This is a genomic window from Solibacillus sp. NPDC093137, from assembly GCF_050280445.1.
Lineage (GTDB): Bacteria > Bacillota > Bacilli > Bacillales_A > Planococcaceae > Solibacillus > Solibacillus isronensis_B.
The window spans coordinates 1,232,922-1,253,502 of record NZ_JBNNVH010000001.1; the positions used below are offsets into that span (position 1 = coordinate 1,232,922).

A 20,581-nucleotide genomic window follows, 5' to 3' on the forward strand; every position below is an offset into this window, starting at 1 on the left:
TAATTTTCAATATGAAAAACACGCAAATTCTCGGTATCTTTGAATTTGCGTGTTTTCCGTTTTTTATAACATGTTGGATTTGCCTAATTATCTTTTACGAACCTTATAAAGAACAAACAGCAGTATAAACCATAACGGTGTTAACAGCAGTGAAGTTCTCGTAGACTCGGAAATGGCCATAATGATTAGTAAAAACAAGAAGAAGGCCAATATTAAATAGTTGATAAATGGTGTTAAAGGTGCTTTGAAAATTGAAGATCTATGTAATTCCGGATGACGCTTTTTGTAAATAATATGCGAAATCAGAATAATGCTCCAAACCCAAATAAAACAAATTGCACTAATTGTTGTCACGATACTAAATGCATCGTCCGGCATGAAATAGCTAAGCAATGCACCAATCGATACTACAACCGCAGAAAATAACAGACCATTTTGCGGCACTGCATTTTTGTTTAATTTACCGTAAGCTTTTGGTGCTTGTTTATTACTACTTAAACTGAACAGCATACGACTCGTTGAGAACATTCCGCTATTTCCTGCAGAAGCAGCTGATGTCAGCACAACAAAGTTAATCAAACCTGCTGCAATCGGAATACCTACCAATGCGAAAACCTGAACGAATGGTGAGCTTGACGCGCTTAGTGTATCCCAAGGGTTGATTGTTAAAATTACGAATAATGCTCCTACATAAAACAGCAGAATACGAACGGGAATTTTATTAATTGCAGATGGGATATTCTTTTGCGGGTTTGCCGTTTCAGCAGCTGCTACCCCTACTAATTCAACACCAACGAATGCAAAGACAACCATTTGGAACGCCATTAAAAATCCAAATGCCCCATTCGGGAATAATCCGCCATGCTCCCATAAATTTGATACAGCAACCTTGCCTGTATCTGTTTCAAAGCCAATAATCAGCAATACAATACCTATTGCGATCAACGCAACAATTGTGATGATCTTAATTAACGCAAACCAAAACTCCAGCTCTCCGAACAGTTTGACCGTCAATAAATTCAAAATAAGTAAAACTACTAAACATGCGATAGCCGGTACCCATTGCGGGATATCAAACCAGTACTGCGTGTACATGCCGACAGCGATAATATCCGCCATTGCCGTCATAATCCAGCAAAACCAATATGTCCAGCCTGTAATATAGCCTGCCCAGTCCCCTAAGTATTCAGTAGCGAACTCAGTAAAAGATGCATAGCCGCCTTTTGATAAAAGCAATTCGCCAAGTGCACGCATGACGAAAAATAGTGCGGTTCCAACGATTAAGTATGCAAAGATAATAGAAGGTCCTGCAAGTGAGATCGCTTTACCTGACCCTAAAAACAACCCCGTTCCGATCGTTCCTCCAATCGCAATTAACTGAACGTGGCGATTTTTCAGATCGCGCTTTAATTCTTGTTGTTCCAAAACGATTCCTCCAAAGGATAAGTATTTTGTCTGTTTACACAGCGCAAAATAATAAGTACTTCATCGCGGTCCATCAAGTAAATTTTTCTGGAATAAAAACAGGGACTGATAATATGCCAGTCCCTGTGTCTAAGAATAATCGATTTCGCCTCTGCAAAATCGCGCCCAGATTTAAAAAAATCTGTGACATCTATCGAGGGCTTTTCATTAAACAATGGATGTTCATACACCCTATGTTAAAGAAAAGCGTCTCTCATTACTCTTCTGTCCTTTTGCCTGAGATTGTGAACCCTTCGGCGACGCGGATTATCGCGCTCTCTCCAGAAACTGCTCCCGTCAGTAGTTTTATCCACGACGATCAACGCTTGATATGTATGCAATTAGTTGCCTATAGGTCCCTGGCATCTTCCAGTTTCCTATAGTTCGCGTTCAATACTATTATTGTACGATAATCATACTACCAATTTTTTGACCGTCTTACAATGGACAATCGGAGTCGTTTATTATGTAAATAGCAATTTAACCTTATTCCCAACATAATGTTTTCTTCTTGCAGAAAATTCATGACCAAAAAAATATTACACCGAAAATTCGATATTTTCAGTGTAATATTCATATAGAGGAATTGGTAGCCCCTCGTATTACTGTATTCGTTTACTGCAATTTTTCCTGAACCGTTGAATCTTCTTCATATGTTGTTCGATTGATATCAATCAGCTTTCCTTTTGAGGTGTTAGTCTTTTTCATTTTGACAACATACGTATTGTCCAATGCAATTTCTGTGCAGACGATGTCTTTCTCGCTGCGAATATCTTCCGGATAGTTTAAGGTAATGACTAAAAGATCCTCATCTTTTTCGATTTTCTCAATTTCCCTTCCACAGCCATCCGAATATCCTGTGACAAACAGCACTTCCTCTGTTTCAAAATCGACAGATGGAACCGACTCAAAACCAAAAATATCGGCCCAAGTAGTATAAAGCTTTTCCTCCTGCACGATTGAAATACTCGTACCGACCTCAGGAGGTATCGAATCTAAATGAAACAGTAATTCATATTCTACTTTATTTTCATTATTTTCTTCCTGCACAGGTTCAGTTGAATCGGTTGATGTTTCGTTTTCTTTCGTATTACATGCTGCAAGGAGCAAGATCATTCCCACGACCAACATATAACTTAACCATTTCTTCATCGACAATCACCTCATCCCTTTATCCCTTTCCTAATTAGTCGTATAGAAAATCAAAAAGTTACGAAATTTCACTCATTATATTTGTTAATATTGGTTAATTTAAGCTTACGTGAGAACGTTAAATAAACTAATAATTCAGCAAGTAAGCTTTTATTATTATATGGCGTATAATGTAGTTGTTTATCCAACTATTACACCATTCTCTTGGAGGGTTTGTACAAATGAGTACACGTATTGAAAAAGACTTTTTAGGCACATTAGAAATTCCAAAGGACGTTTATTACGGCGTTCAAACAACTCGTGCATTAGAAAATTTCCCGATTACTAAAATGACAATGCACCCTGAATTAATTCGTGCATTTGCCATCGTAAAGAAAAGTTCGGCACTTGCAAATGCCGCTATCGGCAAATTGGATCCAGTAATTGCCAATGCAATTGCACAAGCATCAGATGACATTATTTCAGGACTATTACATGACCAGTTCGTTGTAGATCCAATTCAGGGCGGAGCAGGCACTTCAATGAACATGAATGCCAATGAAGTAATTGCAAACCGCGCACTGGAAATTTTAGGGGAAGAAAAAGGTACTTATTCAATCATTAGTCCTAACAGCCATGTCAATATGGCGCAGTCAACAAATGATGCATTCCCATCGGCTATTCATATTGCAACAGTTTCTACGTTAAATAATTTAATTATGGCGATGGAAATGATGCGTGATAGCTTTATCAGAAAATCAGTAGAATTCGATTCAATCGTTAAAATGGGTCGTACGCATTTACAAGATGCTGTACCTGTTCGTTTGGGCCAGGAATTCGGTGCCTACGCTGCCGTTGTTTCTCGTGATATTAACCGAATCAAAAAAGCGCAGCAAACAATGCTGCAAATCAATATCGGTGCGACTGCGATCGGTACAGGCCTGAATGCAGACCCTGAATATATGAAATTGGCAGTAGAAAACATCGCGGTTTACAGTGGCTTCCCATTCATAAAAGTGGACAATTTAATCGACGGTACACAAAATACCGATACGTATGCGGAAGTTTCATCAATGTTAAAAATTGCAATGATGAATATGTCTAAAATCTGTAATGACTTACGCTTAATGGCATCAGGTCCAAAAGCAGGATTTGCAGAAATTCGCTTACCTGAACGCCAACCAGGTTCTTCAATTATGCCAGGTAAAGTAAATCCGGTTATGCCAGAAGTCATTAACCAAATTGCTTTCCAAGTTATCGGTAACGATGTAACAATCTCACTTGCTTCAGAGGCAGGACAATTTGAGCTGAATGTAATGGAACCAGTTTTAGTATTTAATCTGCTACAGTCGATTGAAATTATGACAAACGGCTTCACAGTATTTACAAAATACTGCCTGGATCATATCGAAGCAAATGAAGCACGCCTGCATGATTTTGTTGAACGTTCAATCGGTGTAATTACAGCACTTGCCCCACATTTAGGCTATGAACGTTCAAGTCAAATTGCACGTGAAGCTCTGCATAGCGGCAAATCTGTACGCGAACTTTGCTTAATGTACAACTATTTCACGCTTGAGCAGCTGGATATTATTTTAAATCCATTCGAATTAACGCAACCAGGTATTGCTGGTGAACGAGCATTTGAAAAACAACAATAAAATTTAACATGAAAGCTCCGCCGAGATATTCCCGGCGGAGCTTTTTTCTTTAAGTATAGAGCACTTCTTTTGCAAGTGAAATCGCACGCTTGCTGACTTCCAATTTGTCGCCGTCCGCATTAAGCTTCACGACACCATTTGGTTCATCAAAAATGGATTTCAGCTGTGCTTTCGGTTTGACCCCAACCATTATTGGTCCTTTTTCGGCCTCATCCGTTCGCAGTTTTTCCTGCTCTCGTGCGACTCCTTGTTCTTCTCCGATTTTCGGGAAGGCTATTGTTTGTTGCTGTAAATTTCGGGGACGTGTCTGATTATTTAAACTTGAACTCCCTGTACCAACAGAACGAATCATAAAGATCCCCCTTCATCTATTTTTTCTTACTTTTTCGTATATCTATATCCGCGTATATTTCGACATCCTGAAGTGCCTGATTAGCAAGCTGATCCGCTTCTCCGTTTAGTTTGCGGTCAATATATTGATATTCCGGTCGAATGCCAAGCTTCTTGAGCTTCGCATCGATTTTATCCGCCCACGTTGTCAGAACGCTATCAGTTACTGCCCATTCGCCGTTCATTTCATTAATGACGACTTGCGAATCGCCGTAAATCTTTATTTTTTGATGATGGACACCCATTTCCTCAAGCTGTTCGACCGCAAGATTCAATGCCGCATACTCCGCTTCATTGTTTGATGTTAAATACTCCGCCAGCTGATTCGTCCGCAAGCGATAGTTTTTCCCATTCTGTTTATAATAGACGACAATCCCTAAACCGGCCAGCTTTTCTTCTCTATTAAATCCGCCATCGAAATACAATTCCACTTCGGTAGGTTCTGTTTCAAGAGATTTCAAATATTTTTTCAGCTCTTTTAATGTCCATGTACTGTCATGTTCATCTGTCATCACAATATTTTTTGTGCGACCCGTATTTTCCATATCCAGCACGAGCGTGTAGGCATGCGCTGCAGGAATTGCCTCACTTCGCCATGTGATTTCCTGCTTTGACTTAGTAATGTATTGCCATTCAATCGTCAATTCCAATCGGCTCTCCCCTTCCATTTGTCGTCTGCTTCAAATCTTCTTTATAAAACCAGTTAATACACAATGTACTAACCATTATGCCAACTATAAACGGTGGTGATACAAAAAATAAAAAATACGCGCTGCCGATCGGTGCTTTCATAAAGTATCCGAATACGATTGGCTGCAGAATACAAAAAATAAAGCTTGTTAAGTAAAGTGCCCGTTTGCTGTAATTTTTACGCATGAAGTACAGCACATAATACCAGGGAATCACGACAAAAAAATAAATCGGTAAAACATAAAAAGTAAAGGCCGCGGCAGTTCCGAATGTAATCATTTGATTCACATAAGGCAATGAAAATGCGATAAAGGCAATGACCGCCATGACATAAGGTAAAAGACCCGTTAAAATGATTTGCCAACTCTTCATCACATACCCCCTATTTTTCATCATTATACCAAACACCATTTGCCTATACAAAATTCGCTTTTGCGGGTATAGTACAGGGGGTGATAAAATGAAAATAAAATTTTATGAAAATAATGAAAAACATGTACTGGGCATTACATTGAAGGATTCAGCCTTTGCCGAGGACAATAATATGGCACTCCATGTTTGCAAAAACGAAGCTGCTATTATCAAAAACCGCCAACAGCTTGCCTCACTGCTGCAAACGGATTTATCTAAGTTTGTATGTGCCAATCAAACACATAGTGCAAACTTCTTCCGTGTGGAAAAATCTGAAATCGGTAAAGGAGCAACCGACAACGCAACTGCAGTTCCCGATACCGACGCACTGTATACGTATGAACCGAACGTCGTGATCTCAAGCTTTACCGCAGATTGTGTACCGGTCTTATTTTATAATGAAAAAACAAATGTCATCGGGGCTGTTCATTCCGGGTGGCAAGGGACGATTAAAGAAATTACATTGAAGTTACTGCAGTATTTACAACAACAAGAAAATTGCGATTTACGTGATTTGAAAGTAATGATCGGCCCTGCAATCAGTCAGGAAAAATTTGAAGTAGATGCCGATGTACAGGAAAAATTCAAAGCACTCGGCTATGCGGACGAATTTATGTACTGGAATGAAGAAACGGGCAAATTTCATATCGACAACCAGTTAACAGTGAAAAAGCAGTGCATGCTTGCAGGTGTGCCTGATGAAAATATTACGATTGACCGTATGTGCACATTTATGGACGATGATGGATTCTCCCACCGCCAAGACCGCTCAACAGGCAGACATTTGAGCTTTATTATGCGGAAGGAATAGGTTCTTTTGTATAGAATATGTGTAACGGAACACCTACAATTCATTAGGTGTTCCATTTTTAATTTCATATAGAAGAAAAAACATTTAAACAGGCAAGGTCATGGTGCTACCAACTCAACCTTAATTCTATCTGGATCTTCAAAAAATACCGCGTAATAATCTTCCCCTCCCGCATAGGGATGTTTATCAGTATAAAGGATCTTAACACCCTTCCTTTCTAACATTCTTGTCATATCATCTACTTGTTGACGGGAGCTTGCATGGAAGGCCAAATGGTTTAGACCAACTCTACATCTATGATAAGGTACATCCATATACCGTTCTTCTGCTTGCACAAAAACGATATAGGTCTCTCCGATTTTCCAACTATGTCCGCTTTCCCACGATTGAAAAGATTCATATCCCAATTCTTCTAAAAACCAACCCCAAAAGTTGATGGAACTTTTTAAATCAGAAACATATAGTTCAATATGATGTATAAGCCCTTTTGACAATGGATGACTTCCTTTCTATCTACCAAATAATCTGTAATCTATAAATATTATGCTTTCACCCTTGAATCCTATATTCCCCTGTGGAAGCATTAAAGCCCACCGCTTTCATTTCTGTCTGCTCACTATTCCAACCTATTACTAACATTAAACTGATATTTCTCACTTTGTCTTTAATAAGCATAAAATTATAATCTTTCGCTCAATAATGGGGAATCATGTTCCTGGCTTATTATTGGGATTTGTTTTGCTATTTTTGCCGAAAAGGGCTCTGGAGGAATGGGCGTGATGGTCATATTGTTTATTGCAATGTTTTTCATTGGTGCTTTTATTTTGATAAGTGGCCTGTTAACAAAGGCAGATATTAAACAAGCGTCTCCAAAATAGGAGACGCCCAGTTAGTTACCAACTATAGGTTTTCAATTTTTTCTACATCCGCCGCAGTCAGTTCGAAATCGAAAAGATCCAGATTAGCTGCTTGGTTTTCACGGTTGTGTGATTTCGGGATGACGACCACACCGCGCTCGATTTGGTATTTCAATAAAACTTGAGCACCAGATTTCCCATACGCTTTACCGATCTCATCCAACACTTCATTTTGATGTTCTTCCGTTTTCATCGGACCCCACGCTACAGGTGTAATCCCCTCTTCTTGTAATGTATCAAGAAGTTCTTTGTTCTTTTCTTTTAAATTAATTTGAATTTGATTAACGGCCGGCTTCACTTTCGCGAATTCTTTCAATTCATCCAGATGATTTTTCTTAAAGTTCGAAACGCCGATTGCTTTAAGTTTGCCCGCCTCATAATATTCTTCAAAAATTTCCCAAGTATTTCTTAGCTGCTCTTTGTCTTCGATCGGAGCATGAATCAAAAGCAGGTCCAAATAGTCTGTTTTAAAATTTTTTAGACTATTATCGATTGCTGCTCTTGTCGATTCCTTTGAAGAAACATATTCTTCTCTTGCAGGAACTTTTGTCGTAATGAACAACTCTTCTCGAGGCACTGTGCTTTCTGCTAAAATTCCCCCGACAATTGCTTCGTTTCGATAACTAATAGCTGCATCTATTGAGCGATATCCCAGCTCAAGTGCTGATACAAGTTCAGGAATTTCATTTGTTAATTCACCGTTATAGTCATTATTTTGTTTACCATACGTATTTGTACCAGTACCAACGATCGGCATTTTTACTCCATTATTAAGCGTGATATATTCCATAGTTTAGGCACTCCCATTGTATCTCTATTTATTTACTAAATATATTATAACAAAGTATGGAATTTTCAGAAATTAATAAGTACGAAAAGATTAAAGATTTGCCCCAATACCTTTATAACTCGGGTTTTCCTTCGTAAGGACATGTTATAGATAGGACTGTTGATTTAACCGAGTTTGTAATACTGCTATCCCCTCTACTATATTCAGTTGTTTCCGCATTCTCTGTTACTTTTTCATTCTGATACTTTCTGCAAATTAAATAATCTAGTGCCTAATAATTGTGTACTGTTCATTTATAAATATTTCGAATGAACTCGAAATGTAATTTACTGTTCATCTCCCGTTCATATTCAATCGATAAACTATGGATGTAAAGAAGAGATCGGAGGAAATTACAAATGAATATTGCATGGAAAGAAATAAAGAAAAACAAAGTGAGATTTTTAATTTTAGGTTCAATTATTTTTCTTGTTAGTTTATTGACCTTTATAATATCGGGTTTGGCGAATGGATTATCACAAGACAATGCTTCGTTGATCAAAGATTTACCAGAAGGTCAATTTTATATGAATAAAGAGGGAGATGAAACTTACAATCTTTCAAAAATAGACAGTGATATACAGGATGAAATAATAAATAAACAAAAAGATGCAGTGGCATTCTCAATTCAAATGGGTTTTTTAAATAGCGAAACTGACAAACAGCATAGCGTTGCCTTTGTTACTTCCACTGATTCAGAGCTATTTGAAAACGTTGAAGACGGGGAGATTATATTAGACCAGTCAATGGAGGATAAAGGGATAAAGGTTGGAGATGTCTTAACGAATAATCAATTTAGTGGTGAATTTAAAGTTAAAGGTTTTGTTGAACAGAAGAAATTCAGTCATGCCCCTATTGCATATATAAATATGAAGAATTATAAGGAAATCTATCGAGTTATGGAAATGCAATTGTTATTCATACCAGGTGGAGAATCTTCAGAACAATTCATGGGCCTGCAATCTTTTTCGAACAAGGATTTCCTTAATACAATTCCAAGCTATAATGCAGAACAAATGTCTTTAAATATGATTGTCTGGTTTTTAGTTGTCATTAGCGGCATGTTGTTTGCCATCTTTTTCTACATGATGAACATTCAAAAAGTCGGTTTATATGGTATTTTAAAGGCAATTGGCATGAAAACAAGCAGGTTATTCAAAATTATGTGGTCACAAATGCTTTTCATTACGATAATTTCTCTTATTTTGTCCATTTCATTCAGCCAAGTATTTAATATGATTGCACCTGAAGGTATGCCTTTCCATTTAACATTTGAAACAACCATACAATTATCTTTAGTTTTCCTATTCATCGGTTTTATCGGAGCTACACTCTCTGGAATACAAATCAAAAAAATCGAACCATTACATGCGATACAACAAGGAGAGGCTTAATATGACAATATTTTCAATTGAAGATGTAAGAAAAACATTTACTTCGGGGGAAATAGAAGAAGAAATACTTAGAGGAATTAACCTTACTCTTAAAGAAGGAGAGATAACAGCATTAGTAGGCGCATCAGGTTCCGGTAAAAGTACGCTCCTTACTATAGCTGCTGGATTACAACCCGCATCAAATGGGCAAGTTATTTTCGACGGAAACAATATGACTGCAATGAGTTCTGAACAGGTTCGAAAAATACGGGCCAGTAAATTTGGGTTTGTCTTTCAGTTTGCTCATCTTGTTCCTTTTCTCACAGTTGAAGAGCAATTAATTTTGATGCTGGATGTTTCTGAATCTAACTTAAGCAAACAATCAAAAATAGCTGAAGTTCGTAAGATTCTGCAACTTGTTGAAATGGATCATAGAAGACAGGCCTACCCCTCTTCATTATCAGGTGGGGAAAAACAACGGATCGCCATTGCCCGAGCCATTATCCATAAACCGAAAGTTCTCTTCGCAGATGAACCAACAGCCAGCCTAGATTCATGGAAGTCTAGAGATGTTATGTTATTGATTCAAGAGTTAACTAAAACGTTAAATATTGCTACATTAATGGTTACACATGATGAAGAATTGCTTTCATATGTAGACCATGTGATAAAAATGAGCGATGGAATGGTTTTGCAAAGTGAAGAGTAAGTTCTGCAAATTTTAAAGCAGGATTAATATAAGCAGAATATTAATGAACAGCCTGGACATTGCATGGCTGTTCATTTGATATGGTTTAAAGCAGATAAAAAATTTTTATAAAACAGGAGTACAAGAATGACAACAATTCTAATTGTAGATGACGACATCAATATATTACAGCTTGTAAAAATCCATTTAGCCGAGACAGGATTCAAAGTTGTTCAAGCAAAAGACGGGACTCAAGCATTAGCAGTTCTTAATAGAGAAGTATGTGATTTAGCAGTAATCGATGTGATGATGCCTTTTATGGATGGGTATGCATTAACAAAGGTTATTCGAAAGAAATATGATATTCCAGTCATCCTTTTAACGGCTAAGAATCAAATTGAAGATAAGGAAGAAGGATATAAATCTGGCACAGATGATTATCTAGTCAAGCCGTTTGAACCAAAAGAATTACAATTTAGAATAGAAGCCTTACTACGACGATATGATAAGCAATCCGATGAAACTGTTATTCATTTAGGTAGTACAACTATAAATAAAAAAAGCTATGAGGTTCAGATTGGAGAACGGACGATTCTGTTACCCTTAAAGGAATTTGAACTGCTGTACTTCCTGGCTACAAATTCTATGCAAGTATTTTCTCGAGCTCAACTAATACAACACATCTGGGGTGTAGATTTTGAAGGAGATGAGCGGACAATAGATGTTCATGTAAAAAGATTAAGGGAACGTTTTTCTAAATTGACGGACGATTTTCATATTAAGACTGTGCGTGGGGTTGGCTATTCACTGGAGGCAAACCGCAAATGAAATCTCTTTATGTGAAATTTGTTGTGTTCACCATTGGAATTATGATTTTTAGTGGTATATTTGCCTTTTTAATTTCGAATACGTATTATCAGCAAAAATTAAAACCATTTAATGACCAAAAAAACACTAAAATTGCGTTGGAAATTGCTGAATTTACCGGTAATCAAGCTGATTTAAATCTTATAGATTATCTTGAAAATATTTCTTCAATAGGTTATCAAATTTTCCTCGTTGACAATTCAGGAAATGAACTTTATTTTGGTGCACCTTTCAGGGAAAATACTTTATCCAATTCAACTAAAGAACAAGTACTTAATGGCAATATTTTTCATGGTATATCAAATTTTCCCCAGGAAACATTTGTAACAGGATTTTTTGCGAACGAATTAAAGAATACGATTGGTGTTCCATTGACACATAACGAGGAAAAGTATGCCCTCTTTCTAAGACCGGATATTAAGCTTCTATTTAACGAAATGCATATTTTATTCGGGTGGCTGCTAGCTTTGACGATTATGCTGAGCATTATAATGGTAATTTTTATTACAAAATATTTAGTTAATCCAATCTCAAAGCTTACATCCGCAACTAAAACGCTCTCAAACGGAAATTACAATGTTGATCTTGATACTACCCGTCATGATGAATTAGGAGAACTTTCACTTAGTTTTTTACGAATGGCCAGTAGACTGGAACAATTAGATGCAATGAGAAAAGAGTTTATTTCAAACATTTCTCATGATATTCAGTCACCTCTATCCAATATTAAAGGATATACAAACCTATTAAAAAGTGATTCAACGAGTCCTGAGGATAAAAGTAATTACATTATAATCATCAATGCGGAAATCGAAAGACTCTCTACATTAACAAAACAATTATTGCTCCTCGCTTCTTTGGATCACGATGAGGATATTTTGAAAAGAAAAACAGTTAATATCGGAAAGCAGATTAAGGAACTAGTACGGAACAATCAATGGCAAATAGGTGAAAAAGGGATTACGCTCGGGTTCACATTACCGGATGTAGAAATCATCGGAGATCCGTCCTTACTAAATGCGGTTTGGGACAATCTGTTAACCAACGCCATCAAATATAATAAACCGAACGGCATGATTGAAATATCAATCGAAGAACAAGGAAAATCGGTATTGGTAATTTTTGAAGATACGGGTATAGGAATGAATGATAAAGAGAAAGAAAGAATTTTTGACCGCTTTTATCGAGTAGATACCGCACGGACACGTTCAGTTGATGGGACAGGACTGGGACTATCAATAGTGGCTGCCATTGTTACTTTACATGGTGGATTAATCCATGTGGACAGTATTGAAAATCGCGGAACCAACTTTGTCGTAGAATTGCCTGTCACGCAGTGAAAGTATAAATGTCACAATCTATAATTCCCCATTGTCCCTAAAACAGGAAATAACAATTTGTATCAGTTTAAACATAGCAATAAAAAAAGAGACACAAATTCATATGTGAATTGTGTCTCCACTTCCCTGTTAAATATTCCATTCATACCGATAAACCCGCTACAATTCCCCTTTAAAAAGGTCCGTGCTGTGCGGTACATGCTTCTTGGCTGTTGGGTCAATATACAACCGTGCTGCACTAATGGCGACCGGCGCTTCACCGAATCCCGTTGCAATCAATTTCACTTTTCCATCGTATGTTGTGACGTCACCAACCGCATAGATTCCTTCGATATTGGTTTCCATTTTAGGGTTTACGATAATGGAGTTTCTCTCAATTTCCAAACCCCATTCTTTAATTGGTCCTAAAGAGGATTTAAATCCATAGTTTACAATGATTTCGTCAACTTCAAGTGTTTCCTTTTCTCCTTCTGCATTACGGATGACAATTTGTTTAATGCCACTTTCATCGCCATACAACTCATCAGGCATATAAGGCGTTTTTATTTCAACACTTGAATTAAACAGTTTTTCAACACTATGCTCATGCGCCCGGAACTGATCTCGTCTATGCACAAGCGTAACTTTCTTAGCAATCGGTTCAAGCATAAGCGACCAGTCAATAGCTGAATCTCCGCCACCGAAAATGATAACATTTTTACCTTTGAATTCACTTATATTGTTGATGAAATAATGAAGGTTTTTACCCTCGTAATAATCGGCTCCTTCAACTTCCAATTGTCTTGGCTGGAATGCACCAAGACCTGCTGTAATGATAATTGTTTTTGAATAATGTATTTCTTTGTTAGTTGTAAGCTTAAATGTTCCGTCTTCCAACTTATCAATGGCTTCAACGCTTTGACCAGTTACGATTTCCTGCTCAAAGGCTGACATTTGTTCTTTCAGATTATTTACAAGTTCCTGTGCACGGATTTTTGGGAATCCTGCAATATCATAAATATATTTTTCCGGATAAAGTGCTGCAAGCTGCCCGCCTAATTGTGGCAGACTTTCAATTAACTTAACTTCAAGCTGGCGCATGCCTCCATAGAATGCCGTAAACATCCCTGCAGGACCTCCACCGATAATCGTGACATCATATACCTTTGAATCTTCATTCATATTATTGGCCCCAATCATTATAAGAAATTAGAGTGCTATTTTTTTTAAACGATTTAACACTTCCATTGTACGTTTCCACAACAATAATTTTTAAAACAAATGCTGTATGACTATGTTGGAATATTCTTATAAAATTTAAACTTCAATATTGATTGTCATCCTTGCGCATTTTCCGTCAAACTCATTAGCATTCTTTATCCAGAATACCGGTTGTTTTACAATTTCACACGCTGCAGTCTTAATGCATTTAATACAACCGAAACGGAACTGAAAGCCATTGCTGCGCCTGCTACCCATGGAGCGAGGAAACCGAGTGCGGCAATCGGAATGCCGATGACATTATAGGCAAATGCCCAAAACAGGTTTTGTTTAATGTTCTTCATCGTTTTACGGCTCATTAAAATCGCATCTGCAATACTGTTCAGATCCCCGCGAATTAATGTAATGTCCGCTGCTTCCATCGCTACATCTGTACCCGTACCGATTGCCATCCCGATATCAGCTACCGCAAGTGCCGGTGCATCGTTGATCCCGTCACCAACCATTGCAACATTACGACCTTGTTCTTTTAAGTTTTCGATTTGCTGTGCCTTTTGTTCCGGCAGCACTTCTGCAATTACTTCGTCAATGCCTACTTCCGCTGCAATCGCTTTTGCCGTTCGTTCATTATCACCTGTAAGCATAATCACTTTCAGACCAAGTGCATGCAGACGTCTTACCGCTTCAGCAGATGTTTCTTTTACCGTATCTGCAACGGCAATAATTGCAGCGAATTGGGTGTTAATTGCTACTAGCATCGCCGTTTTCCCTTGCTGTTCCAATGAAATCAATTGCTGTTCGATCGATTCTTCAATACTAATTTGTCGATCCCGCATCAGTTTTCTCGTACCTACAGCTACTTCTACATTATCCACTTGTGCTTCAATACCAAGCCCTGGTAGTGCCTGGAAGCTTGAAACAGCCGATAGCTTAATCCCGCGCTCTAATACACCTTCAACAATTGCTTCTGCCAATGGATGCTCGGACTGTTTTTCTGCAGAAGCAACAATGCGCAGGACATTATTTTCTTCTAAATCACTGAACAATACAACATCTGTCAAAACCGGTTTCCCGTTTGTAACCGTTCCTGTTTTATCGACAACGACAGTATCGACAAAACCAGTCTGTTCAAGGTGTTCCCCGCCTTTAAATAAAATACCAAACTGTGCCGCACGTCCTGAACCCGCCATAATCGACGTTGGTGTCGCCAAGCCAAGCGCACATGGGCATGCAATGACAAGTACTGCAATTGTCGCTTCAAATGCCTGGATAAATTCTCCGCCAATTAGCCACCATAAAAGGAATGTCACAACGGCAATCCCTACAACGATTGGTACAAAAATATTGGAAATTTTATCGGCAAGACGCTGAATCGGTGCTTTAGAACCTTGAGCCGACTCGACGATTTTAATGATTTGTGACAATGCTGTTTCACTGCCAACCTTTAATGCCTTCATTTCCAGTGCACCATTTTTATTCAGTGTTGCACCGTAAACGAAATCGCCAATGTTTTTTTCCACCGGCAAACTTTCGCCTGTCAGCATTGATTCATCCACGGCTGAAGTTCCGGAAACGACTTCCCCATCAACAGGAATTTTTTCACCTGGCTTCACTCGGACAATATCATTAATGCGGACTTCTTCAAGCGGAACAGACTGCTCGACGCCATCACGGATTACTAGTGCTGATTTTGCCTGCATCCCCATCAACTGCTTGATCGCCTGGGATGATTTACCTTTTGCACGTGCTTCAAACAGTTTCCCTAATAAAATCAGTGTAATAAGCACTGCGCTCGTTTCAAAATACAGGTGCGGCATATGACCGCTAGGATGTGCGAGCATTTGATAAATACTATAAAAATAGGCCGCACTCGTTCCCATTACAACGAGCACATCCATATTTGCAGCACCACTGCGCAATGATTTATATGCTCCCACGTAGAATTGCCAGCCAATAATAAATTGAACAGGTGTTGCTAATGCTAACTGTACCCAAGGATTCATAAGAATGTCAGGCACATATAAAAAGCTCGTAAATGAAAAATGGGCAACCATCGTCCATAAAAGCGGCAATGATAAAATGGCCGCCGAGATAAATTTAACTGTTTGCCGCTGAATTGCCTTTTCCCGATGATCAACAGGATTACCTTCAACTACTGGTTGAGCCCCATAACCGATTTTTTCGATACGCGCAATAATATCGGACACCGAAACTTGTGACGGATTAAATTCTATCGTCGCTTTTTCCAACGCCAAGTTCACGTTTGCCGAAGCAATCCCGTCCATTTTTCCAAGCACCTTTTCGATTCTTGCCGAACATGCCGCGCACGTCATTCCATCAATTGTGAAATCCGCTTTCTCTTTGACGACATCATAGCCAAGTGCCTGAATCTTTTGCTCAATATCCTGTGCTTTAACAACGGTTTCATCATATCGAATCGCCGCTTTTTCAACCGCTAGATTGACGTTCGCCGATTGGACCCCATCCATACGATTCAGCCCTTTTTCAATCCTTGCCGAACATGCCGCACACGTCATACCTGTAACTTGCAATGTAAGTTCTTTCGTCATATTCTCACCTCTTTATACCTCAAGGGGGTATAAAATTTTGTAAAAAGAGAGGTTCTCTATAGTAGAGAACCTGAATCAATACCACAATACTTAAACAACGTCATACCCTTGTTCATCAATCGTTTCTTTGATCTGCTCAACAGTAACAGCATCTTCGTTATACGCAACCGATACCTTTTTCTCAGCAAGATCCACTTTAACTTCCTGTACACCAGCTAATGCGCCAACACTAGTTTCCACAGATTTTACACAATGACCGCAAGACATACCATTAACATTTAACGTTACATTTACCATACTTGAACACTCCTTATTTTTTCATCATTTTTTGAATAGTTACGACAAGCTCGTCTAAAACTTCCGTATCGCCTTCATTCAGACGATCCACAACACAGCCTTTTAAATGACCTTCAAGCAAAATCTTCGCGACACTGTTTAAAGCCGATTGTGTTGCCGATAATTGTGTAATAATATCATCACAATACACGTCTTTATCAATCATACCCTTAATTCCGCGAATTTGCCCTTCGATCCGATTCAATCTCGTCGTTAAATCTTTTTTTATCGGTTCAGGATGATGACTTTTACGACAGCTTTCTTCATGTGCTTCCAGTAGACTATCGTTTTCATGTATCATTCAATCAATCCCCCTTACTTGATTTCAAGATTACCATACCTATGAGGGGTATGTAAAGCGTTAAGAAAAACGCTGAAGCTCTTCTTAAAAAGAACTTCAACGCTTTATTTTTCAAACACACCATAGTGAAACTTGGCTGTTAATCGCACATCTCGCTGAAACTGGTACTTTTCAAACCAGTCCGATTTATAATGGGCCTTTAACACGACACGCTTTTTCGCCACACGTTTTGCTTCAGCTACCCATTCATCCGTTAGTGTCAGATGCTTTCCGGCATAGCGCAGCGCTTCAAAATTCGTTGATTCTTCAATGACTTCCTCGAACATCGGATCCATGTATACGACATCAAAGCTTTCATTTTCTTGCTGCTTTAAATATTCCAGTGCCGTAGAATGAACCACTTCGATATTTCGCATAGATGCCGTCAATGGAAGTTCAGTCGTATCATAAGTTTTCATCCCTGTTTTTACAATAAACGACACATTTTTGTTTGCTTCTACACCAATCACTTTGCCTTTTTCACCTACAACATAAGCAGCCAACAAGCTGTCGGCCCCTAAGCCTAGTGTGCAATCCAAAAACGTATCCCCTTTTTGCAGTGCACAAGCAGTAAGCAATGGCTCGTCTTCACCGCGAGCGACACGTTTCAAACGAAATGCGGCAGAATTTGGATGAAAAAAGAAAGGCGCCTCGGCACCTTTCGCATAGTATTCAAATCGATTTTTTCCCGCAACTATGACATTGGCATCGTACACTTCGGAAAGCTTACGTACCGAACGTTTTTGGCGCGGAACAATTTTTGCCTGCAGCTCCTTACTAGCAAATTCAGCTAACTGAAGCGATTGCTCGTCCGGTCTGCCTGCAGTTGTGACAATTGTTACTCGGCACATACTTGTTTTAACACATCTGATAAATGATCACGGATTTGTTCCATTGGATGACCTTCGATTTGATCACGTGGAATGAAGTAAGCTAATTGACCATCTTTTAAAATCGCCATTGATGGTGAGCTTGGTGGCACTTCATCAAAGTATCCGCGCATTGCTGCAGTCGCTTCCGGGTCTTGACCAGCAAATACCGTTACAAGCTGATCCGGTTTTACATCTGCTACTGCTTCACGAGCAGCCGGACGTGCTAGACCTGCAGCACAACCACAAACTGAATTGATTACAACTAAAGCCGTCCCTTTTGTTTCAGCCATAAATTCGTGTACACTATCTGCCGTAGTTAATTGTGCAAAGCCTGCACTCTCAAGTTCCGTACGCATTGGCTGTGTTACTTGACGCATATATTCATCATAAGCATTTGTCATTTTTCATAACCTCTTTCTGTTTATATGTATTCACATCGCTCATTATATCAATGATATTACCAGTTGTACAAAAATTGGATTTCACCGATTTCCGACATTTTCAAGAACCCAACAAATATCCATACATTTTAAATTAAGTCAAATATAAAGCACCCTATTTATGTATAAAGTTTATATTTTTTACAAATTATTGAATTATGCTTTTTTAGCATGTTTCGACATATATCTTGTCCGAAATAAGATAGGATGAAACAGTTGTCATTTTATTTCAACAAAAGTTTAAACCTACCAACTACTACTGAAGGGAAATTTATCGATGAAATTTTTACTATTAAAAAAGCTACTAAAACTACGAATTGAGACAAAAAGAAAACTTATGTACAAAAAAGCAAATGATTTAGGATTCACTCATCCGGAAGTCGTGAATTGCAGTCAGGAACTGGATGAATTACTTAATAAGTATTCAGATATTGCCGCTTAATTAAAAAGAAGGCTTACATATTGTTTTGCTTCTAATTGAATTTGAGTAAATATCGATCTATTACTTGTACATAGTTCATTGAATACCAATGAACTATGTGTTTGTTTTGTAAAAACCCTTTTTTAACACTACTATCCCACCTTATCTTATTACTATGAATCTCTCACCAAAGTGCCTTCATTTTCCGTTTTGCTTCTTTATATATCATAACGTTTCTTGTAGATGTATGGCAGGTTCAGACTATTGGTCCTCTATATCTATTATTTATAACGATCAATCACATTGTAAGGAAACTATACTTTAAAAATAAAGGATCAAAAAAGGAAAAGGAACAAAAAAATCTGGATTTTGGGGTACGGTTATAAAAGTTGAATTAGCGGATATAGCGCATGGACGGCGGAAAGTTCCTTGTCATATTTGCAGGGGGATTAATCGGATTAATTATTATGAGGTTTGCTGCAAACTTCTTTGTGAAACTTCTTGAATCTAAATCTGGACTAGAAATTGCAGCGAGTTTGCCCACTCCCTTGAGTGGAAATTAATATTTTTTAGAGTGTTAATCGCAATCGCTGGTTGGTTTTTATCCGGTGGCAAAACAAAATCTTCTAAAGAATACCTTCACAGAAATATACTTAATTCTGTGCTAAAAAAATAACCCTCCACAATTAAAAGTGGAGGGTTTTATTTATTTTGTTTTAACATAATCCGAAATTTCCTTTCTTGTTAAATACATACTTTTTAATTTGTTTAATCTTGGTTTACTCTTCACATTATTCACAAAAAAGTTTGTTGCCCCCATTCTTTTTAAAGCTTGCATCACTTATTCACCTCCCTAAACTTAATATAACACAAATAGTCAGAAAATTCCACATAATTATCAAAAAAATGATAATACTTATATATATTCTATGCTTGTAACCCTCTCGCTTTTTTATTTACCGGATGTACAGCTAAAATATTATCTACAATAAAATTTCGTTTTGCATGACGGAAAAAACAATACGCTTGCACATGTTCTCCGGAGATTTTAATTAGCTTTATTCGACGCTTTGTTATTGACTTGTCTTTGGCGAAATACACAATATCCAAAATTTGATTGTGTTGCAATGCCTTTTGCAATTGTTCTTTCATTAACTTTCCACCTTTCTTAACTCCATTATAGAACAAATGTTCCCTATTTACAATTATCAAAAATACCCTTATTTCCCTTTACTATGTTACAATAATAACCATATACAATATAAGGCAGGTCCACCGATGAATATTTACCCTTATGAAAAGAAATATGCAGTGCAAATTGCAACACTGCTCAATGATTTTTTACCATTTGAACCAGAAACGACCGATACCGTTGATCAGGCTGGAGGCATTCGTTATATAGCCGTTAATGAGTTTGATGAAGTTGTCGGTTATATTGCGGGTTATGAAATAAAAGATTTCAACAAGGAATTCCCCTATTTTCTTGAAGAGCTTCAGTCGTTAAAGGAACTGGTCACATCAGGGATCAGTTATTATACAAGTCATTTTGTCGTCCATCCAAACGAGCGAAAAAAAGGAATTGGAACAAAACTAGTACGTGCTTACCTCGATGCCGTACAGCCGGTTGCAAAAACGATTGTTACGGTTGGATGGGTTCAATCCGATACTAACCGCTGGGCAGCTGAGCGGCAATTTGCAGCACAGGGTTTTGAACCATTTATTTATATGCCGCGCTATTTCGAGCCCTATCAAGTTGATTGCCCAAGCTGCAAAGGTCTTTGTTATTGTGATGCACATATTTTTGTGAAATAATCGCTGAATTGATTATGG

At 38.0% G+C, this 20,581-nt stretch carries 23 protein-coding genes, 1 pseudogene and 1 riboswitch; of the genes and pseudogenes, 9 read left to right on the top strand and 15 right to left on the bottom strand.

The features are described 5' to 3' along the window. Positions 1-87 precede the first annotated feature (87 nt). Together ACQKN3_RS06325 and ACQKN3_RS06330 are read right to left on the bottom strand one after the other, a co-directional pair. Positions 88-1,425: an amino acid permease gene (locus ACQKN3_RS06325; RefSeq protein WP_251688314.1), complete on the bottom strand. Its 1,338-nt coding sequence runs from the start codon at positions 1,423-1,425 to the stop codon at positions 88-90. Between the two features lie 254 nt (positions 1,426-1,679). Further along, positions 1,680-1,759, bottom strand: a riboswitch (glycine riboswitch). A gap of 320 nt (positions 1,760-2,079) precedes the next feature. Continuing rightward, positions 2,080-2,616, bottom strand: a complete 537-nt coding sequence (locus ACQKN3_RS06330) for a dehydrogenase (protein WP_427710233.1) — start codon at positions 2,614-2,616, stop codon at positions 2,080-2,082. A 221-nt stretch (positions 2,617-2,837) separates the two neighbouring features. Here ACQKN3_RS06330 and aspA point away from each other — a divergent pair, with 221 nt between their 5' ends. Then, positions 2,838-4,256 (top strand): aspartate ammonia-lyase, encoded by a 1,419-nt coding sequence (gene aspA / locus ACQKN3_RS06335; protein ID WP_427710235.1) that lies wholly within the window; start codon positions 2,838-2,840, stop codon positions 4,254-4,256. A gap of 49 nt (positions 4,257-4,305) precedes the next feature. Here the strand turns inward: aspA and ACQKN3_RS06340 are convergent, their stop codons facing one another. Genes ACQKN3_RS06340 through ACQKN3_RS06350 form a run of 3 tightly spaced genes read right to left on the bottom strand, consistent with a single transcriptional unit; the run spans position 4,306 to position 5,708 of the window. Next, a complete protein-coding gene (locus tag ACQKN3_RS06340; RefSeq protein ID WP_427710237.1) occupies positions 4,306-4,608 on the bottom strand; it encodes a DNA primase in 303 nt (100 codons plus the stop codon). Positions 4,609-4,624: 16 nt separating this feature from the next. Beyond that, entirely contained in the window at positions 4,625-5,296 is a 672-nt protein-coding gene (locus tag ACQKN3_RS06345; RefSeq protein ID WP_427710239.1) for a DUF771 domain-containing protein, read from the bottom strand. After that, complete coding sequence (locus ACQKN3_RS06350; RefSeq protein WP_427710241.1) at positions 5,280-5,708, bottom strand: ATPase; 429 nt, start codon at positions 5,706-5,708, stop codon at positions 5,280-5,282. Before ACQKN3_RS06350 ends, ACQKN3_RS06345 begins: the two co-directional genes overlap by 17 nt. An 88-nt stretch (positions 5,709-5,796) precedes the next feature. On the opposite strand from ACQKN3_RS06350, the gene pgeF reads away from it, so the two are divergent. Continuing rightward, positions 5,797-6,558 carry a peptidoglycan editing factor PgeF gene (gene pgeF / locus ACQKN3_RS06355; RefSeq protein WP_427710243.1) on the top strand — a complete coding sequence of 254 codons (762 nt, stop codon included), beginning with the start codon at positions 5,797-5,799 and terminating at the stop codon, positions 6,556-6,558. Positions 6,559-6,656: 98 nt separating this feature from the next. On the opposite strand, the gene ACQKN3_RS06360 is transcribed toward pgeF, so the two are convergent. Continuing rightward, on the bottom strand, positions 6,657-7,052 hold the full coding sequence (locus ACQKN3_RS06360) for a VOC family protein (RefSeq protein WP_251688328.1): 396 nt from the start codon (positions 7,050-7,052) through the stop codon (positions 6,657-6,659). A gap of 406 nt (positions 7,053-7,458) precedes the next feature. Further along, complete coding sequence (locus tag ACQKN3_RS06365; RefSeq protein ID WP_427710245.1) at positions 7,459-8,265, bottom strand: aldo/keto reductase; 807 nt, start codon at positions 8,263-8,265, stop codon at positions 7,459-7,461. A 398-nt stretch (positions 8,266-8,663) separates the two neighbouring features. Between ACQKN3_RS06365 and ACQKN3_RS06370 the strand changes: the two genes are divergently transcribed. From ACQKN3_RS06370 to ACQKN3_RS06385, 4 genes are all read left to right on the top strand, one after another. Beyond that, a complete protein-coding gene (locus ACQKN3_RS06370; RefSeq protein WP_427710247.1) occupies positions 8,664-9,698 on the top strand; it encodes an FtsX-like permease family protein in 1,035 nt (344 codons plus the stop codon). Position 9,699: 1 nt separating this feature from the next. Next, entirely contained in the window at positions 9,700-10,386 is a 687-nt protein-coding gene (locus tag ACQKN3_RS06375) for an ABC transporter ATP-binding protein (protein WP_427710249.1), read from the top strand. A 126-nt stretch (positions 10,387-10,512) separates the two neighbouring features. Beyond that, entirely contained in the window at positions 10,513-11,193 is a 681-nt protein-coding gene (locus ACQKN3_RS06380; RefSeq protein ID WP_427710251.1) for a response regulator transcription factor, read from the top strand. After that, on the top strand, positions 11,190-12,572 hold the full coding sequence (locus tag ACQKN3_RS06385; protein ID WP_427710253.1) for a sensor histidine kinase: 1,383 nt from the start codon (positions 11,190-11,192) through the stop codon (positions 12,570-12,572). Before ACQKN3_RS06380 ends, ACQKN3_RS06385 begins: the two co-directional genes overlap by 4 nt. Positions 12,573-12,731: 159 nt before the next feature. Here ACQKN3_RS06385 and ACQKN3_RS06390 read toward each other — a convergent pair whose 3' ends face one another. The 6 genes from ACQKN3_RS06390 to ACQKN3_RS06415 all read right to left on the bottom strand — a co-directional run bounded on the left by ACQKN3_RS06390 (position 12,732) and on the right by ACQKN3_RS06415 (position 18,291). Further along, positions 12,732-13,733 (bottom strand): NAD(P)/FAD-dependent oxidoreductase, encoded by a 1,002-nt coding sequence (locus ACQKN3_RS06390; RefSeq protein ID WP_427710255.1) that lies wholly within the window; start codon positions 13,731-13,733, stop codon positions 12,732-12,734. A gap of 215 nt (positions 13,734-13,948) precedes the next feature. Further along, positions 13,949-16,342, bottom strand: coding sequence for a heavy metal translocating P-type ATPase (locus ACQKN3_RS06395; protein WP_427710257.1), 2,394 nt, complete (start codon positions 16,340-16,342; stop codon positions 13,949-13,951). A 90-nt stretch (positions 16,343-16,432) separates the two neighbouring features. Further along, entirely contained in the window at positions 16,433-16,639 is a 207-nt protein-coding gene (gene copZ / locus ACQKN3_RS06400) for a copper chaperone CopZ (RefSeq protein WP_251688345.1), read from the bottom strand. Positions 16,640-16,652: 13 nt separating this feature from the next. Next, on the bottom strand, positions 16,653-16,979 hold the full coding sequence (locus ACQKN3_RS06405) for a metal-sensitive transcriptional regulator (RefSeq protein ID WP_427710259.1): 327 nt from the start codon (positions 16,977-16,979) through the stop codon (positions 16,653-16,655). Between the two features lie 104 nt (positions 16,980-17,083). Further along, a complete protein-coding gene (locus ACQKN3_RS06410; RefSeq protein ID WP_427710261.1) occupies positions 17,084-17,869 on the bottom strand; it encodes a class I SAM-dependent methyltransferase in 786 nt (261 codons plus the stop codon). Continuing rightward, the gene (locus ACQKN3_RS06415; RefSeq protein ID WP_251688351.1) at positions 17,857-18,291 is read right to left on the bottom strand and encodes a BrxA/BrxB family bacilliredoxin; all 435 of its coding nucleotides are present in this window, start codon (positions 18,289-18,291) and stop codon (positions 17,857-17,859) included. Before ACQKN3_RS06415 ends, ACQKN3_RS06410 begins: the two co-directional genes overlap by 13 nt. 316 nt (positions 18,292-18,607) lie before the next feature. Here ACQKN3_RS06415 and ACQKN3_RS06420 point away from each other — a divergent pair, with 316 nt between their 5' ends. Further along, positions 18,608-18,772 (top strand): aspartyl-phosphate phosphatase Spo0E family protein, encoded by a 165-nt coding sequence (locus tag ACQKN3_RS06420; RefSeq protein ID WP_079526357.1) that lies wholly within the window; start codon positions 18,608-18,610, stop codon positions 18,770-18,772. Positions 18,773-18,945: 173 nt separating this feature from the next. Then, positions 18,946-19,427, top strand: a pseudogene (locus tag ACQKN3_RS06425) (TerC family protein); the annotation flags it as partial. A 30-nt stretch (positions 19,428-19,457) separates the two neighbouring features. Here ACQKN3_RS06425 and ACQKN3_RS06430 read toward each other — a convergent pair. Beyond that, entirely contained in the window at positions 19,458-19,592 is a 135-nt protein-coding gene (locus ACQKN3_RS06430; RefSeq protein WP_285848775.1) for a hypothetical protein, read from the bottom strand. Between the two features lie 86 nt (positions 19,593-19,678). Beyond that, on the bottom strand, positions 19,679-19,903 hold the full coding sequence (locus tag ACQKN3_RS06435; RefSeq protein WP_251688356.1) for a WYL domain-containing protein: 225 nt from the start codon (positions 19,901-19,903) through the stop codon (positions 19,679-19,681). A gap of 126 nt (positions 19,904-20,029) precedes the next feature. On the opposite strand from ACQKN3_RS06435, the gene ACQKN3_RS06440 reads away from it, so the two are divergent. Then, on the top strand, positions 20,030-20,563 hold the full coding sequence (locus ACQKN3_RS06440; RefSeq protein ID WP_427710264.1) for a GNAT family N-acetyltransferase: 534 nt from the start codon (positions 20,030-20,032) through the stop codon (positions 20,561-20,563). The last annotated feature ends 18 nt before the right edge of the window (positions 20,564-20,581 follow it).

What these genes read in the sequence shown, in the direction of transcription:
- ACQKN3_RS06375 (WP_427710249.1), top strand. Translation starts at nt 9,700, where the DNA reads ATGACAATATTTTCAATTGAAGATGTAAGAAAAACATTTACTTCGGGG.
- ACQKN3_RS06435 (WP_251688356.1), bottom strand. Translation starts at nt 19,903, where the DNA reads ATGAAAGAACAATTGCAAAAGGCATTGCAACACAATCAAATTTTGGAT.
- ACQKN3_RS06420 (WP_079526357.1), top strand. Translation starts at nt 18,608, where the DNA reads ATGAAATTTTTACTATTAAAAAAGCTACTAAAACTACGAATTGAGACA.
- ACQKN3_RS06350 (WP_427710241.1), bottom strand. Translation starts at nt 5,708, where the DNA reads ATGAAGAGTTGGCAAATCATTTTAACGGGTCTTTTACCTTATGTCATG.
- aspA (WP_427710235.1), top strand. Translation starts at nt 2,838, where the DNA reads ATGAGTACACGTATTGAAAAAGACTTTTTAGGCACATTAGAAATTCCA.
- ACQKN3_RS06365 (WP_427710245.1), bottom strand. Translation starts at nt 8,265, where the DNA reads ATGGAATATATCACGCTTAATAATGGAGTAAAAATGCCGATCGTTGGT.
- copZ (WP_251688345.1), bottom strand. Translation starts at nt 16,639, where the DNA reads ATGGTAAATGTAACGTTAAATGTTAATGGTATGTCTTGCGGTCATTGT.
- pgeF (WP_427710243.1), top strand. Translation starts at nt 5,797, where the DNA reads ATGAAAATAAAATTTTATGAAAATAATGAAAAACATGTACTGGGCATT.
- ACQKN3_RS06415 (WP_251688351.1), bottom strand. Translation starts at nt 18,291, where the DNA reads ATGACAAATGCTTATGATGAATATATGCGTCAAGTAACACAGCCAATG.
- ACQKN3_RS06390 (WP_427710255.1), bottom strand. Translation starts at nt 13,733, where the DNA reads ATGAATGAAGATTCAAAGGTATATGATGTCACGATTATCGGTGGAGGT.
- ACQKN3_RS06410 (WP_427710261.1), bottom strand. Translation starts at nt 17,869, where the DNA reads ATGTGCCGAGTAACAATTGTCACAACTGCAGGCAGACCGGACGAGCAA.
- ACQKN3_RS06395 (WP_427710257.1), bottom strand. Translation starts at nt 16,342, where the DNA reads ATGACGAAAGAACTTACATTGCAAGTTACAGGTATGACGTGTGCGGCA.
- ACQKN3_RS06340 (WP_427710237.1), bottom strand. Translation starts at nt 4,608, where the DNA reads ATGATTCGTTCTGTTGGTACAGGGAGTTCAAGTTTAAATAATCAGACA.
- ACQKN3_RS06380 (WP_427710251.1), top strand. Translation starts at nt 10,513, where the DNA reads ATGACAACAATTCTAATTGTAGATGACGACATCAATATATTACAGCTT.
- ACQKN3_RS06440 (WP_427710264.1), top strand. Translation starts at nt 20,030, where the DNA reads ATGAATATTTACCCTTATGAAAAGAAATATGCAGTGCAAATTGCAACA.
- ACQKN3_RS06405 (WP_427710259.1), bottom strand. Translation starts at nt 16,979, where the DNA reads ATGATACATGAAAACGATAGTCTACTGGAAGCACATGAAGAAAGCTGT.
- ACQKN3_RS06330 (WP_427710233.1), bottom strand. Translation starts at nt 2,616, where the DNA reads ATGAAGAAATGGTTAAGTTATATGTTGGTCGTGGGAATGATCTTGCTC.
- ACQKN3_RS06385 (WP_427710253.1), top strand. Translation starts at nt 11,190, where the DNA reads ATGAAATCTCTTTATGTGAAATTTGTTGTGTTCACCATTGGAATTATG.
- ACQKN3_RS06370 (WP_427710247.1), top strand. Translation starts at nt 8,664, where the DNA reads ATGAATATTGCATGGAAAGAAATAAAGAAAAACAAAGTGAGATTTTTA.